At 63.1% G+C, this 13,433-nt stretch carries 13 protein-coding genes and 1 pseudogene; 7 read left to right on the forward strand and 7 right to left on the reverse strand.

The genetic code is table 11. From position 1 onward, the window contains the following. Window positions 1-136: 136 nt before the first annotated feature. A complete protein-coding gene (locus tag PQQ52_RS12765; protein WP_408211266.1) occupies window positions 137-778 on the reverse strand; it encodes a VC0807 family protein in 642 nt (213 codons plus the stop codon). A 151-nt stretch (window positions 779-929) separates the two neighbouring features. Between PQQ52_RS12765 and arfB the strand changes: the two genes are divergently transcribed. Beyond that, window positions 930-1,334 (forward strand): alternative ribosome rescue aminoacyl-tRNA hydrolase ArfB, encoded by a 405-nt coding sequence (gene arfB, locus PQQ52_RS12770; RefSeq protein WP_408211268.1) that lies wholly within the window; start codon window positions 930-932, stop codon window positions 1,332-1,334. A 115-nt stretch (window positions 1,335-1,449) separates the two neighbouring features. On the opposite strand, the gene PQQ52_RS12775 is transcribed toward arfB, so the two are convergent. After that, entirely contained in the window at window positions 1,450-2,745 is a 1,296-nt protein-coding gene (locus tag PQQ52_RS12775) for an EAL domain-containing protein (RefSeq protein ID WP_408211623.1), read from the reverse strand. Window positions 2,746-3,300: 555 nt separating this feature from the next. On the opposite strand from PQQ52_RS12775, the gene PQQ52_RS12780 reads away from it, so the two are divergent. Then, window positions 3,301-3,591, forward strand: coding sequence for a putative quinol monooxygenase (locus PQQ52_RS12780; RefSeq protein ID WP_408211271.1), 291 nt, complete (start codon window positions 3,301-3,303; stop codon window positions 3,589-3,591). A gap of 140 nt (window positions 3,592-3,731) precedes the next feature. Here the strand turns inward: PQQ52_RS12780 and PQQ52_RS12785 are convergent, their stop codons facing one another. From PQQ52_RS12785 to PQQ52_RS12795, 3 genes are all read right to left on the reverse strand, one after another. Further along, window positions 3,732-3,989 (reverse strand): hypothetical protein, encoded by a 258-nt coding sequence (locus PQQ52_RS12785; protein WP_007182306.1) that lies wholly within the window; start codon window positions 3,987-3,989, stop codon window positions 3,732-3,734. A gap of 198 nt (window positions 3,990-4,187) precedes the next feature. After that, window positions 4,188-4,433, reverse strand: coding sequence for a hypothetical protein (locus PQQ52_RS12790; protein WP_408211273.1), 246 nt, complete (start codon window positions 4,431-4,433; stop codon window positions 4,188-4,190). Between the two features lie 246 nt (window positions 4,434-4,679). Continuing rightward, on the reverse strand, window positions 4,680-5,357 hold the full coding sequence (locus PQQ52_RS12795) for a YdcF family protein (protein ID WP_408211276.1): 678 nt from the start codon (window positions 5,355-5,357) through the stop codon (window positions 4,680-4,682). Window positions 5,358-5,666: 309 nt separating this feature from the next. Between PQQ52_RS12795 and PQQ52_RS12800 the strand changes: the two genes are divergently transcribed. Further along, entirely contained in the window at window positions 5,667-5,990 is a 324-nt protein-coding gene (locus PQQ52_RS12800) for a hypothetical protein (RefSeq protein WP_408211279.1), read from the forward strand. Between the two features lie 390 nt (window positions 5,991-6,380). On the opposite strand, the gene PQQ52_RS12805 is transcribed toward PQQ52_RS12800, so the two are convergent. Together PQQ52_RS12805 and PQQ52_RS12810 are read right to left on the reverse strand one after the other, a co-directional pair. Further along, window positions 6,381-6,635, reverse strand: a complete 255-nt coding sequence (locus PQQ52_RS12805; protein ID WP_408211282.1) for a hypothetical protein — start codon at window positions 6,633-6,635, stop codon at window positions 6,381-6,383. A gap of 299 nt (window positions 6,636-6,934) precedes the next feature. Further along, a pseudogene (locus PQQ52_RS12810) lies at window positions 6,935-7,330 on the reverse strand (transposase); the annotation flags it as partial. Window positions 7,331-7,739: 409 nt separating this feature from the next. On the opposite strand from PQQ52_RS12810, the gene PQQ52_RS12815 reads away from it, so the two are divergent. The 4 genes from PQQ52_RS12815 (at window position 7,740) to rluB (ending at window position 13,397) form a co-directional block, all read left to right on the forward strand. Continuing rightward, on the forward strand, window positions 7,740-8,642 hold the full coding sequence (locus tag PQQ52_RS12815) for a LysR family transcriptional regulator (protein WP_408211285.1): 903 nt from the start codon (window positions 7,740-7,742) through the stop codon (window positions 8,640-8,642). Window positions 8,643-8,867: 225 nt separating this feature from the next. Beyond that, a complete protein-coding gene (locus PQQ52_RS12820) occupies window positions 8,868-10,070 on the forward strand; it encodes a pyridoxal phosphate-dependent aminotransferase (protein WP_408211288.1) in 1,203 nt (400 codons plus the stop codon). A gap of 350 nt (window positions 10,071-10,420) precedes the next feature. Next, a complete protein-coding gene (gene scpB, locus PQQ52_RS12825) occupies window positions 10,421-11,416 on the forward strand; it encodes an SMC-Scp complex subunit ScpB (protein ID WP_408211291.1) in 996 nt (331 codons plus the stop codon). A gap of 64 nt (window positions 11,417-11,480) precedes the next feature. Then, window positions 11,481-13,397: a 23S rRNA pseudouridine(2605) synthase RluB gene (gene rluB / locus PQQ52_RS12830; protein WP_408211294.1), complete on the forward strand. Its 1,917-nt coding sequence runs from the start codon at window positions 11,481-11,483 to the stop codon at window positions 13,395-13,397. The last annotated feature ends 36 nt before the right edge of the window (window positions 13,398-13,433 follow it).

Here is a 13,433-nt window from a genome sequence, read left to right on the forward strand (position 1 = left end):
CGTGAGCCGCGGGCATATTCGTTCGACGCCTGCCTAAGCAGTTCAAGCGATTTCAGGCGAGTTCAAGCGTGTTCAAGCGGTCGAGCTTACTCAAGCAGATCGATTAGCCGAGCGCTCCAGAGCGCGCAAGTCGTGCTCAGCTTGCGATCCCACCCGGCTGCACATGCGCCTCGACGCGGCTGCGCATAGTCTTGCGGTACCAGAGCGTCCACAGCGCCAGGGCGCCGTAAATGCCATAGCCGATGAACGGCGAGACCACCAGAAAGCGCTCGATCGGCCAGGTGAGCGCCATCCACGCGCGCAGCGCTGTTTCACCTGTCAGGCCGACGCCCCATACCAGCGTCATGAGCCGCATTGCGCTGACAAGGGCCGGCCGCTCGCGCCACAACGCCTCGAAGCGCGCGGCGCCACCTTCCATTTCACGGGCGACGGTGGCGCGCGCGAGATAGAAGATCAGCGGGCGGCGCATCGGTAAGGACAGCAGAAACACCACGCCTACCGCGCCGGACACCAACGACTCTCGCAGCAACAACATGCGGGGACTGCCACCCAGCGCCATCGCCGCGACCGATAGTACGATGCCCGCCACGACCATCATGCTGAGCGCGTCGACGCGTCGAAAGCGTATCAGTTCGATCAGGCTCCAGACGATCGGCGGCACGGCAGAGGCGATTAGCGCGCCGGTTTCGCCGAGGTGCGGCAGCGCGAGGCGGTAAGCAAGCCACGGCAGCAGAAAGTTGACGGCCAGTTCCAGCACAAAACCCGGGCGGAGTTTCATATGAATTTACGCTGTAAGCGAAAACGGCAGTATCGGCGAACCCGCTGTGTCGTTGCAAATGGTTTTTCGCATCGGCGGCCGCGCCCGATAGCCCGTAGTCTGTAATCGGCTGCGCCCTGTGTACACTTGCGTCTCCTAGCTCAATCCAGTTATGACAGCCCGTTATCCCATCCCGCCGAACGAAATCGAATTGACCGCAGTGCGCGCGCAAGGAGCGGGCGGTCAGAACGTCAATAAGGTCTCGAGTGCTATCCATCTGCGTTTCGACGTGCACGCTTCGTCGTTGCCGGAAGTGCTGAAGATGCGCCTGCTCGCGCTGTCCGATCATCGGCTCACGCGCGACGGGGTGGTGATCATCAAGGCGCAGCAGCATCGTACTCAGGAGATGAACCGTGCGGCGGCGCTGGCGCGGCTCGATGAACTGATCGAAAGCGTCAGTGTGACGCGCAAGCCTCGCGTCGCCACCCGGCCAACGCGCGCCTCGAATCGGCGCCGTCTCGACAGTAAGGCCCAGCGTAGTGAGATTAAATCAGGGCGCGGACGGGTGGAGGATTAAAGGCGGATCCAAGGCGCTATCAACCCCGGAAGCATCATGAAGATGCACCTGGCGGCGTTTCACACGCGTCCTAAGCGTCTCTCGCCGTAGTATGCAGGGCAGGAGCCGCTCAGGCTCAGCGTTTGCCCCCGCGTCCGCCAGAACGGCTAGCGGTTGGCGACGTCGTCGGCACAAAGTCGACGCACAGCACATGCGTGCCGTCACGGTCGAATGCGATTGCCGCGGTATAGCAGTCCTCGCCGTCGGCGAGCGAATAGTGCGGCCCCATCATGGCGACACGCCCCGGCGCGGCGAGCGCATGCTTGAAATACGCGCGCCGCGACCAGTTGCTGCGCGTATCGGTGTAGAGCGGCGCGAGTCGCAGCGGAGGTGGCGGGACGGAGGCGGCCATGACCGACGCTTGCGTCTGTTCGCCTCGACCGTCAGTGACGAACACCCGGCGCGCTTCGGGCAGATGCCATATCTTTTGTGCAGCCTGCCGCAGATCGCCGGTGGTTTTGAAGGTTTCGGCGGCGGCGAGCACGGCTTCGGCGAATCCTTCGAAGCCGAGCCGTTGATGGCCGGCGCGGGCACGTTCGTAGGCGGCGAACTTGGTCCACATCGACTCGATCAGCGCCGGCACCTTGGCGCATGCGGCCTGCACCGAACTTTTCGGCTGGCCGAGCCAGAAACCCTGCACGAAATCGACGTCGGCCTGCATCAGGATCATCAATTCTTCGTCGGTTTCGACGCCTTCGGCCAACACCAGCGTACCGGACTGGTGGAGCATGGCGATCAGATGACTGATCATCGAATCGTCGCCTTCACGCTTTCCTGCCCGTGCGACCAGGGAGCGGTCGAGTTTCACGATATCGGGGCGAAAGCGCCACACACGGTCGAAGTTCGAAAAACCGGTGCCGAAGTCGTCGATTGCAATCAGGAAGTCGCGTGGCTGTGACGCCGCGAGCATGCTGGCGACGGCGGATTCATCGTCCGCGGGTTGTTCGAGTACTTCGATGACGATGCGCTCCTGCGGCAGGCCGAAGTGCGCCGAGAGCTCATCGATAAAGGTGCGCTGCGGCCAGCCGGTTTCGAACACCTGCGGGCGCGTATTCAGAAACAGCCACCCTGTGCTGATGCCTTGTTCCATGAAATTCGCCACATGCAGGCAGCGCGCGATGCGGTCGAGTTCGCGCGCGTCGGCAGCTGAGCGTGTGCCGGAGAACAGCACTTCCGGCGATACCGGCAAGCCGACTGGATCGACCGCACGCAACAAGCCCTCATAGCCGACCACACACTGGTGCGTGACGGACAGCACCGGCTGGAACACGCTGTGCAGGGTCAGCGCGCGCCATGTCGCGGTCCAGCCGGACTCGTCCCGGACCAGATGCGGGAGCAGGCCGCTCAGGGTCAATTCGCTGACGGTCGGCATAAGGGCGGGCATGAGAGCGGGCATAGTGACATCGCGGCAAACGGGTGACGGGGCGCGCGAACAGATTCAGCGCGCAACGGATGCACAGCCCAGGCGTCGGCAGCGTCAGGCGGCCACAGCCCGGGAACGCGGAGAGCAATGCCAGCCATGCGGAACTCCGGCGGGATTTATCAAAACCAGTCTAGCAGTTCGCACTTCGCCTGAATGTGCGGGTTATCACAAACGCGGAACATGTCGGATGTCCGGCAAACCAGCCGTGGCGCGGTGGCTGACCCGGCGTTGCGGGCGTCTCGCGTGAGCTTCGCGCCCGATTGCCGCGCGCAAGGTCGCTTGTTTCAAACGAAACCAATCGCGCGTATGAAGCCGAGGGTAGCAGGGCGGTGGGTGGCCGCCCGCCAAACTCCAGGCAAGGACGGTGCTCAGACGTTTCGCGCACGCGGGAGGCGGTGCATCAGGGTTAATCCAGCCCCGAGCGCCAGCCCTGAGCGTGTGCGACTGCAGGTTTGGCGGACGGCGGGTATGCTGCTGCTTTTCGTGAAAAAACGGAGGGCAGGCATGGCGGAAATCGCGGTGGTCGCAATCTCGGTGGCAAAGCCGGGCTATGAAGAGCAACTGTGCGAAGCGCTCGAAGGCATCGTCGGGCCGACGCGTAAGGAACAGGGTGCGCTTCAATACGATCTGCATCGTGACGTGCAGGAGCCGCGCCGGTTCGTGTTTGTCGAGCGTTGGGAAAGCCAGGAAGCGCTGGCGGCGCATGCCAGATCCGCACACATTGCGGCTTATAAGAAAGCGGTGGCGGATTGGGTCGAGCACGCGGAAATTCGCGTCGTGTCGAAGATCGCGTAAGCGTTTGAAAGTCGGAGTTTGAGGGCCGAACAGCTAGGCCCGACAGCAAGGCCGAACAACAGGGCCGACCAGCAGGGCCGGACAACGGCGAGTAAGCTACCAGGCCGGATCCGGCCTGTGCGGCGCTCGCCGTTTATCTTTTAGTGCGTGGCTTGCGGGACGTCGAGGATCAGGATGATGGTCCAGTCGGCATCGCCATCGTGGTGATATTGGCGTTCTGCGACGATGAACGGTTGCTGCTTGCCGTCCGGGCCAAGAAACAGCACGTCGCCTTCCATCGGCAGGCATTCGACGGGCGGCAGCGCGAGGAACGCTTCCTGACCGCCGCGCGGCATCAGTTTTTCGATTTTGCGGGATGCTGCCTCAGTCCATTCGATATCTAGCTGAATGTTGCTCATGCTGTCCTCCGCACCAAGGTGCGCACAGGTTAGGGGGATTCCGGCGGCCGCCGGTCGGTGCGCGACTTTAGCATAACGTCGGCCGGGCGCAGCGGGCCTGCAGCAAGTCCATTAGATAGCAAAAAAGCCGAAACCGGCGGTGCCGGCTTCGGCTTTTCACCTTCGCGGCGAGGCCGCGGGTGATGCTGTCTGCTGCGCTTACGAACTGGCGGCGTCGGCCTTGGCGGCCTTCTTATGATGGTGCGGGGCCATCTTGTGATGCTTCGCTGGCATAGCAGGCGTACTTTCCATTGCTTGCTGGCGGTTTTGCAAATCTTGCGCGCGTTGCTCGACGTCGGCGGCCTTGGCCGGATCGGTGCTCATCATGACGCCGTTGTCTTGCGCATAGGCCGCGCCCGTTACGGCACTGAGGGAAACCAGGATCGCCAGGGACACTTTCTTCATTGTTACCTCCGCAGAGTGGTTGTGGATCCGAGTACTTGCCTGTCCAATCGGATAGACAATGCATTCTAGCCAGCAATATCCGCTCCAGCGGACGTTTTGTAACGCTAGTGACAATTAGTTACATCTCGTTACGCTCAACCGCTGCCGCTGTCGATAACCATCTCGCATCAAGCTGGATAGATAGGTGCCGACATACGGAAAATATTCGCATCTCTAAATAAATTTCCTCATCACGGCGTCTGAAATTCAAAACCATCCAATTGCACGGTAGACATGAAACTGTGCGATTCCAATCAGCTCGTGCAGCGCGGTTTCCGCATTCACCAGATTGTCATAGCGTGGCAGTACACCGAGCGATGCGCGCAGCGCGCTCGAGATCAACGGTTGCGGCGCAAGGCCGAAACGATGGAAGTCGAGCAAGGCGCGCGGCATCTGATATGCGGAGGTAATGAGTATCAGGGAGTCGTAACGTGACCGGTCGAGCAGAGCCGATACGTTGCGTGCGTTTTCGTAAGTCGTGCGGCTGCTGTTTTCCAGCACGATGTCCGCACGCGGTACCTGTTTGCGCAGCAGGTAGGGCAGATAGGTATCCGCTTCGGTTGCGCTATGCCGCTGCGGGTTGCCACCGCTCACGATCACCTGGCACGTGGCTGCCGTACGCTTGCAGGCCGCATAGTTTTCCGCGCTGACCGCTATGCGCGCGAGCACGTCGCGCGGTGGCACGAGCATGTTGTCGTCGTCGTAGATGGTGCCGCCGCCGAGCATGATGATCGCGGTGCGTGACGCGAAGCTGACAGGCTTGTCGGTCTGCCGATGCGGCTGCGCAAATTCCAGTAATGGAGCAGTGAGCCAGCCGGCGGCGAGCAGCCAGAACAGCGCGATCGTGCCAATGGTCAGGGGCCGGCGGCCGCGTTTCCATAGCACGATTGCTGCAAAAAAAAGCGCTAATAAAGTGAATAGAATCAATTTAAATGCGGTAACGTATGACTTTCGGGACAAATCTATGGGCTTGCTATCGCGCCGCAGCGGTTGCATCGTCGGCCCGTAGACAGAACGCTAACATGCCGTTCAGACGGGGGTTCCGAAAACGAGACCAGGCAGCACCTGGCGGAATTCGACATGCATGGCATGCAGCGAACTTCCAGCCAAGGGCGGGTGCTATGCGCGTCACTGGTGGCGCGGTGACGTGTTGGGCATAGATGTGTCATAGCTGCACTTTAAGAAAGAAGTGAGATGACCACGTATTCCAACGAAGCGGTACTTGAAGCGCTGCGGCGGGCGCAATATCGCCAGGTCCCATGGGCCAGACGTCCGGGTGTATTCCAATATCTTCGTGCGCTCGGCCTGATGGACACCGTTCGGCAGCGCACGGTCGCACCGGCTCCCGGTTTTCACGCGCCTGTCGATATTGCCGTGCTCACCGAGCGGGGCAGAGCCGAGTTTGCACGACTCGAGCACGACGAGCGTCTGTTGAGCTGGAGCGCACAGCGAATGAACGACTACGTCGTCGCGACACCCGAAACGCGGCCCACAGCCGCTCTCGAAGCCCGATCTTAGGGGCGGCGGGCAACTGGGCGCTGTTTTTCCGGCCGCTTTGCACGGCCGGTGGTGGCTTTATCGCTTCGCTTGTTGCTGTGCTCTTTGCTTCACTTCATTGCCTGGCTGAACGCCTGCGTACAGCGCGCGCCGCCCATCCCGTTGACGCAAAAAAAAGCCCGTATCGCGAGGATACGGGCATACCGGAATTACTACTGCCACGCTGTGCTGATGGCGTTAAATCAGACTGGCGTGTCGTCGGGTGGTTCCCTCCGATCGTTAATTCGCCATCCAGCGTATTGCCTCGCACAGTTACCCGCTCACGCGGATAACAACAGCGAACAATGATGACGATCCCAATCCACACGATTTGACTCGCGCACAACCAGTCGCCGGCGCGTTGACGCGCGCCTAGCGGCGGCGTGGCGTGTCTTCGCGCGGCGGTTCCGGCCGCGGACGGACATTGCTCGCGATATCGCCGCGCAAGTCGCCACGAGGCGCGGGCGGCGTGAAGTCGCGGCCGCGTGTTCCGCTTTGCTGCCAGGCTTCAACGCTGGCCGTGTGGTCTGGCCGCCAGTTCCAACCTTGTGGGCGCTCTTGTGCGAGCGCCGGTGCGGCCATTGATGAAACGACAATGCCGCACAGAAGCAGTGACATTGGTTTCATGCTGAGCTCCCGTCAAGCCGATTGACTCAAGGCCTGTTTGCATACATACACGGTATGCCGAGTAGCGAAAGCACGCTGTAAGCAATGGTAAATGGATGTTTCACACGCAACCATCGAGTCGCTTCAGATGTCTGGAGCGACTCGATGATGAAGCCGGCAAAGCGGAGAGGGACGACTGCATTGGGCGCGCCGAGGAGCGGTGCCCATTGCAGGTCGGGCGGGCGTCGATACACGGCGCACGGCGGCCCAGATACACGCCGGGCGCCCGCAGGCGCCCGGAGGCAAAACAATTCGCGTCAGGCCATCTTGACCGGCGCGCGCCACGATTCCGGATTGGTCCAGAATGCGCCACGCAAACGGTCGCGGCTCGGCGGTGCCGGCGGTTTGGCCGCCGTCGCGCCAATCCGGCCGCGCAGCGAAATTTCACGACCGCTCGTGCCGAGTCGCTTAACTATTTCGGCGAGCGTACCATCGGCTTGCCATTCGTCGAAGCGACGGCGGCAAGTCGGCGGCGACGGGTAGCGGCCCGGCAGTTTGGACCAGCCTTCTCCCGTCGACAGCACCCAAAGCACGGCATTGACTACTGCGCGCGCTTCCACGCGTGGTCGACCCCGACGTTCGCTCCGTGCTGGCTCCGCACAGAACAACGCCTCGACCAGCGCCCACTCGTTGTCTCTCAAATCGTCGAACAGCATCATGTTTCACCTCAGCGAAGCTAACTCCGGTGCGCTGCCCCGCGCCGCGCACTCTCCATGCACTCGATAGGCGAGTGCCAAGGGGGGTCGGGCTTGCCACGATCTGCTATTCAGTTAGAAGTCATGGCGCCGACCCTGTGTGCATGTAAATGCAGGAAGTGTGCCAAGTTGAGTCCGACTACCTGAAAGCCCTGTGACAGCGGGCCAGCGCGGGCGCTAGCTAGGGGCGTATAAGAATCCAAAAAACCCATCTCGCAAATCGGGACAATCACCAATCTTGTGCAATCAAGCCCGGCCAGCGTGCGTTTGCGCCTTATTGCTGCATTGCAGCGATCGCATTAAATGCGATTGTGGTGCGATGTTTGGTCATACAATGCGCATTAAATGGGGTTATTGATGAGGTCGGTAAATGAATGTGACGCTGCGCCAGCTAAGGGTTTTCATTGAGGTCGCCCGTTTGCAGAGCTTCAGCCGGGCCGGCGATGAGATCGGTCTGACGCAATCGGCGGTCAGCCGCTGCGTGCGCGAACTGGAGGGGGAAATCGGTCTGAAGTTGATCGACCGCACCACGCGCGAGGTGCAACTCACGGATGTCGGCGGCAACCTGGTATCGAGCGTGTCGCGCCTGCTGACGGATCTGGACGACGCGTTGCGTGAGATCCGCGAAATCGGCGAGCAGCGTCGCGGACGCGTGGTGGTGGCTGCGAGCCCGACGGTCGCCTGCCGGTTGATGCCCGGCGTGGTGGCGTCGTGCGGGCGCCAGTTCCCCTACATCACATTGGGGCTGCGCGATGACGTGCAAAGCGACGTGGTGCGCAAAGTGAAGTCGGGTGAAGTCGATTTCGGCGTGATCATCGGCCCATTTTCCGCCGACGACCTGCTCAGCGAATCGCTGATGACGGACTCGTTCTGCGTCGTCTCGCGCGACGATCACCCCCTGGCGGCGCAGAAGCAGGTCGCATGGACGGACCTCGATGGCCAGGAGCTGGTCATGCTCGACTACGCGTCAGGCAGCCGGCCGATCATCGACGCCGTGATGCAGGAGCACGGGGTGAGCGCCACCGTGGTACAGGAGTTGGGGCATTCCGCGACCGTTTTTGGGCTGGTCGAGGCGGGTGTCGGCGTGAGCGTGCTGCCTTGGCTGGCGTTGCCGCTGCCGGCGGGCGCCTCGCTGGTGGCGCGGCCGCTTGTGCCGCGCGCCGAGCGCACAGTCGAACTGGTGCGGCGGCGCGACCGTTCGCTGTCGCCGGCGGCGGAGGCGGTATGGAGCCTGATTCGTCAATTGCCGGCGCGGGCGGAGGATTTGAGCTGACGACTCACCCGGACATGTGCCGTTGGCTCAGCGAGATCAAATCCGTTGCGATGTGTAGCGCGGCCGTTGCCTCAAGCCTCGTCCGTCAATCGGAACGCTGATGCGGCCGGTTTTCTGGGCGTGCCTCGCGAGTCGGTGAGTTCGCCGTCCCCAAATGAGGCGCCGCGCTAAACTGTCGCCTCTTTCAAGCGTCAGCTTTTACCCATCACCCGTATGGAAGCCTCGATGAGCGAATCGGATCTGCCTGTGCCCTTCGTCCCCAACGCACGCGATGCCGTGCGCGCATTGCGTCCTTCGCAGATTCGTGAAGTTGCGAATGCCGGTTTCGGTGTCGCCGACGTGCTGCCGTTCTGGTTCGGCGAGTCCGACCGGGTAACTCCGGCCTTCATCCGCGACGCCGCCAGCGCCGCCTTGAGTGCCGGCGCTACCTTCTATACGCATAACCTTGGCATTGCGCCGCTGCGCGCGGCGCTCGCGGACTACGTCGGTGCATTGCACGGGACGACGTCGCCTGATCACATCGCGGTGACAAGCGCCGGTGTCAACGCGTTGATGCTGGCTGCGCAGCTGGTCGTGGGCGCGGGCGATCGCGTTGTCGCGGTAACACCGCTGTGGCCGAATCTGGTCGAGATTCCCAAGATTCTGGGCGCGCAGGTGGAAACGGTCGCGCTGGGCTACGGCGAACGCGGGTGGCAGCTCGATCTCGAGCAGTTGCTGGCAGCGCTGACGCCGGACACGAAAATGCTGCTGATCAATTCGCCGAACAATCCGACCGGCTGGGTGATGAGCCGTGACGAGCAGCGCGCCGTACTGGTGCATTGCCGTCGCCATGGCATCTGGATCGTTGCCGACGAAGTCTACGAGCGTCTTTATTATGCGGACGCGCATTCGCGCACGGCGCCGTCGTTTCTCGATCTGGCCACGCGCGACGAGCGCGTGATCTGCGTGAATTCGTTTTCCAAGGCGTGGCTGATGACCGGCTGGCGGCTCGGCTGGATCGTCGCGCCGGCCTCGCTGATGGACGATCTCGGTAAGCTGGTCGAATACAACACGTCGTGCGCACCGGCTTTCGTCCAGCAGGCGGGCATCGCGGCTGTCCAGCAGGGCGAGCGCTTCACGCAGGAACTGGTGCTCGACCTGAAGGCGTCGCGCGACCACCTGGTGCATGCGCTGTCCACCGTGCCGGGTGTCGACGTGAAGGTGCCGCCCGGCGCGATGTACCTGTTTTTCTCGATGCCGGGCGCATCGCGCAGTCTCGAGCTATGCAAGGCAATGGTGCGAGAAGTGGGCTTGGGCGTGGCGCCCGGCAGCGCGTTCGGCCCGCAAGGCGAGGGCTTCGTGCGGTGGTGTTATGCCTGCGACACGGCGCGGCTGGACACGGGTGTGGAGCGCCTGAAGAGATTCCTGACGCTACACGGCACGCATTGAGCGGTGGCGGAAAGGGCGGTTGGCCCGCTTAATGGGCCCTTTTCAGCCCGATTCCCGTGCTTTTCCGCCTACTTTTTCACGAAAGCACGCAGGCCAGCGCACTGCTAAAAAATGCGCCGGGGATTTCGTCTTTACGCACTGGTCGTTTTTGCGTAATATGGCGTTCAGTCACGCGATTCCTTTCAGGAATATCGCTGCTCCGTCCGGCTGGGTTTGGCTCGATTGCCTGTTTCGCCTCCCCCCGGTGCGTGCTCCCATCAATATGACCGATCAGAATCGGGCGAGCGCGTCTTCAGTTCCACATCGTCTGTTTGATCCGGTTCTTTGACCACAGGGTCTGACCTAGCTGCATGAATACCCAAGAGGCGAAGATCGTCCTCGAGACTGCCTTGATCTGCGCGCAGGAGCCGTTAAAGCTCGTCGATTTGCGCAAGCTCTTTGCCGACGGCGTGTCGGCAGACACTGTTCGGAATTTGCTCGAAGACCTCAAGCAGGACTGGTCTGGGCGCGGTGTGGAGCTGGTCGGGCTGGCATCGGGCTGGCGATTTCAAAGCAAGCCCGCGATGCGTTCGTACCTGGATCGTTTGCATCCTGAGAAGCCGCCGAAATATTCGCGCGCGGTGCTCGAGACGCTCGCGATCATTGCGTACAGGCAACCGGTTACGCGTGGCGATATCGAAGAGATTCGCGGCGTTACGGTGAATACGCAAGTCGTCAAGCAGCTCGAGGATCGCGGCTGGATCGAGGTGATTGGCCATCGTGATGTGCCAGGCCGTCCGGCGCTTTACGCGACCACGCGGCAATTTCTCGACGACCTCGGTTTGAAGGCGCTCGACGAATTGCCGCCGCTCGCCGATCCGTCGGCGCAGCTGAACGCGGATCTGCTCGGTCAGCATGCGATCGAATTTTCAGAGGTCGAGGCAGCGCAGGCATTGATTTCGGCCGAAGGCGGCGTGCCCGAAGAGCAGGCGGATTCGGGCGCGGCAGCCGCTGAAGCGGGCGAGCCTGCCGGTGAGACTGCCGGTAGCGATCACATCGAAGAAGCGGGCGTGTCGGCAGGAACGGAAATCGCTGACGAACATGCTGAAGCGGCAAAAGTTGAAACACAGGTTGAAACACAGGTTAAACCGCAGGCCGGCGCCCCCGAGCCCGCACTGAATCACGATCCGGCCTCCCAGGCCGATCCTGCAACATCCGCGCACGACTCGGGCGTGCTCCGCGATACGGAGCACGCCGCCGAGCCGAACCCGACCACCGCGGCGCACGGCGATCCTGAGGATCGTCGTGATGCCGCGCAGGACGATGGCATTCTGACCGACGACGAACCCGAGTCGCGCAGCGCCTGACGTAACCGAACTTTTTTTGCCGCGCCCGCAATGGGCGCGCGCGACCTGACATTTTGAGGTTGTTTTGACACATACCCACGACACCGATTCGTCCGAATCCGAGCGCGCCGTGCCGTCGGCGCGCGCCGACGAAGCGCGCACCACGCAAGCGTCGGCAGGCGAAAGCGAGCGCCCGGCACAGACCACGGAAGCAGACGGCGAAGACCGTCCGCGCCGCGGCCTGCGTCGCGGGCCGCGCAGCCTGATCGCGCGGCGCCGCGCCGGAGCGAAGACGAAGGGCGCCGAAGGCGCGCCCGCGCAAGGCGCGCCGGTTGTCACGGAAGCCCCGCCGGACGGCGAGGTGGTCGCGCAGGTGCGTATGCCGCGCAAGGATGCGGGCGCCAAGGCCCAAGGCCCGCGCCGCAATGCGGGCGGCGCGAAGCGCGAGGGTGGTCAACGTGAAGGCGCGCCCCGCGAAGGGCAGCGCGATGGCGGACCGCGTGAGCGTCAGCCGCGCGAAGGCGGTCCGCGTCAGAATCGCCGTGGCGGTGAAGCACCGGCTCCGGTCGCTGCCGCAACTGAAGCGAGCCCGGACGACCTGTTCTCGTACGTCACTTCGCCCGCGTTCGATGCGGACAACAGCGCCACTGGCGGCGTGCGCGCCCCGATGCTGCGCCGTGGCAAGCCAGTCGCGCCCAAGCGCGTCCTGGCCGCGGACGACGATGCGCCGAAGCTGCATAAAGTGCTGGCCGAAGCCGGCATGGGTTCGCGCCGCGACATGGAAGAGCTGATTGTTGCCGGCCGGGTGTCGGTGAATGGTGAGCCGGCTCACATCGGCCAGCGCATCATGCCGACCGATCAGGTCCGTATCAACGGCAAGCCGGTCAAGCGCAAGGTGGCCAACAAACCGCCGCGCGTGCTGCTGTATCACAAACCGACTGGCGAAATCGTCAGCCACGCCGATCCGGAAGGCCGCCCGTCGGTGTTCGACAAACTGCCGCCCATGAAGACCGCCAAGTGGCTTGCGGTCGGCCGCCTCGACTTCAACACGGAAGGTCTGTTGATGCTGACCACTTCGGGCGATCTGGCCAACCGTTTCATGCATCCGCGTTACAGCGTCGAGCGTGAATATGCGGTGCGCGTGGTCGGCGAGCTGGCTGAAGGCATGCGTCAGAAGCTGCTGCACGGCGTCGAGCTGGAAGACGGCCCGGCGAATTTCCTGCGCATCCGCGATGGCGGCGGCGAGGGCACCAATCATTGGTATCACGTCGCGCTCGCCGAAGGGCGTAATCGTGAAGTGCGCCGCATGTTCGAGGCAGCCGGGCTGATGGTCAGCCGTCTGATCCGCACGCGTCATGGCTCGATCTCGCTGCCGAAGGGTCTGAAGCGCGGTCGCTGGGAAGAACTCGAAGACAATCAGGTGCGCGCGCTGATGGCGTCGGTCGGCCTGAAGGCGCCGTCGGAAGAAAAGGGCGGCCGCAGAGAGGCGCCGGAACGCAAGCAGCCGGATCCGATGCAAACGTCGATGGGCTTCATTAACCGTGAACCGGTATTGATGTCGCATGGTCGCTTCGACCAGCAGCAGCCGCGCGGCCAAGGCCGCCGCGGCGCAGCGGGTGGCGGCTTCGGCGGTGGTGCCGGTGGCACGGGTGGTGGGTTTGGCGGTGGTGGTGGCTACGGTAGCCGCGGCGCTGGACGCAGCGCGGGTGGCTTTAGCGGGCCGATGAGCGGCGGTGGCGGTAGCACGGGCAGCACGGGCGGCCCGCGTGGCGGCCGTGGTGACGTCGACGGCAATCGGGCGCCCTCGGGCAATGGCAATCGTGCGGCTGGCGGCGGTAAGCGCGCTGGCGCCCCGAGCGGCAATCCGGGCGGTGGCGGCGGTAGCCGCGGGCCGGGCAGCAATCGTGGCGGTAACGCCAACCGCACCGGCGGCGGTAACGCCAACGCGGGCGGCGCCAATCGCGGTACGGGCGCGCCGCGCGGTCGCTCGCGCGGCCGCTGAGCAGTAATCGACGCAATAAGCATGACGGTTGACCGC

The organism is Paraburkholderia sediminicola, assembly GCF_046030555.1.
Classification (GTDB): Bacteria; Pseudomonadota; Gammaproteobacteria; order Burkholderiales; family Burkholderiaceae; genus Paraburkholderia; species Paraburkholderia sediminicola_E.

Bases quoted from the DNA above. Each gene is read 5' to 3' on its own strand.
- PQQ52_RS12785 (WP_007182306.1), bottom strand. From the start codon at position 3,989: ATGAGCAACATTCAGCTAGATATCGAATGGACTGAGGCAGCATCCCGC.
- PQQ52_RS12800 (WP_408211279.1), top strand. From the start codon at position 5,667: ATGACCACGTATTCCAACGAAGCGGTACTTGAAGCGCTGCGGCGGGCG.
- scpB (WP_408211291.1), top strand. From the start codon at position 10,421: ATGAATACCCAAGAGGCGAAGATCGTCCTCGAGACTGCCTTGATCTGC.
- PQQ52_RS12765 (WP_408211266.1), bottom strand. From the start codon at position 778: ATGAAACTCCGCCCGGGTTTTGTGCTGGAACTGGCCGTCAACTTTCTG.
- PQQ52_RS12790 (WP_408211273.1), bottom strand. From the start codon at position 4,433: ATGAAGAAAGTGTCCCTGGCGATCCTGGTTTCCCTCAGTGCCGTAACG.
- PQQ52_RS12820 (WP_408211288.1), top strand. From the start codon at position 8,868: ATGAGCGAATCGGATCTGCCTGTGCCCTTCGTCCCCAACGCACGCGAT.
- PQQ52_RS12815 (WP_408211285.1), top strand. From the start codon at position 7,740: ATGAATGTGACGCTGCGCCAGCTAAGGGTTTTCATTGAGGTCGCCCGT.
- PQQ52_RS12780 (WP_408211271.1), top strand. From the start codon at position 3,301: ATGGCGGAAATCGCGGTGGTCGCAATCTCGGTGGCAAAGCCGGGCTAT.
- arfB (WP_408211268.1), top strand. From the start codon at position 930: ATGACAGCCCGTTATCCCATCCCGCCGAACGAAATCGAATTGACCGCA.
- PQQ52_RS12805 (WP_408211282.1), bottom strand. From the start codon at position 6,635: ATGAAACCAATGTCACTGCTTCTGTGCGGCATTGTCGTTTCATCAATG.
- PQQ52_RS12775 (WP_408211623.1), bottom strand. From the start codon at position 2,745: ATGCCGACCGTCAGCGAATTGACCCTGAGCGGCCTGCTCCCGCATCTG.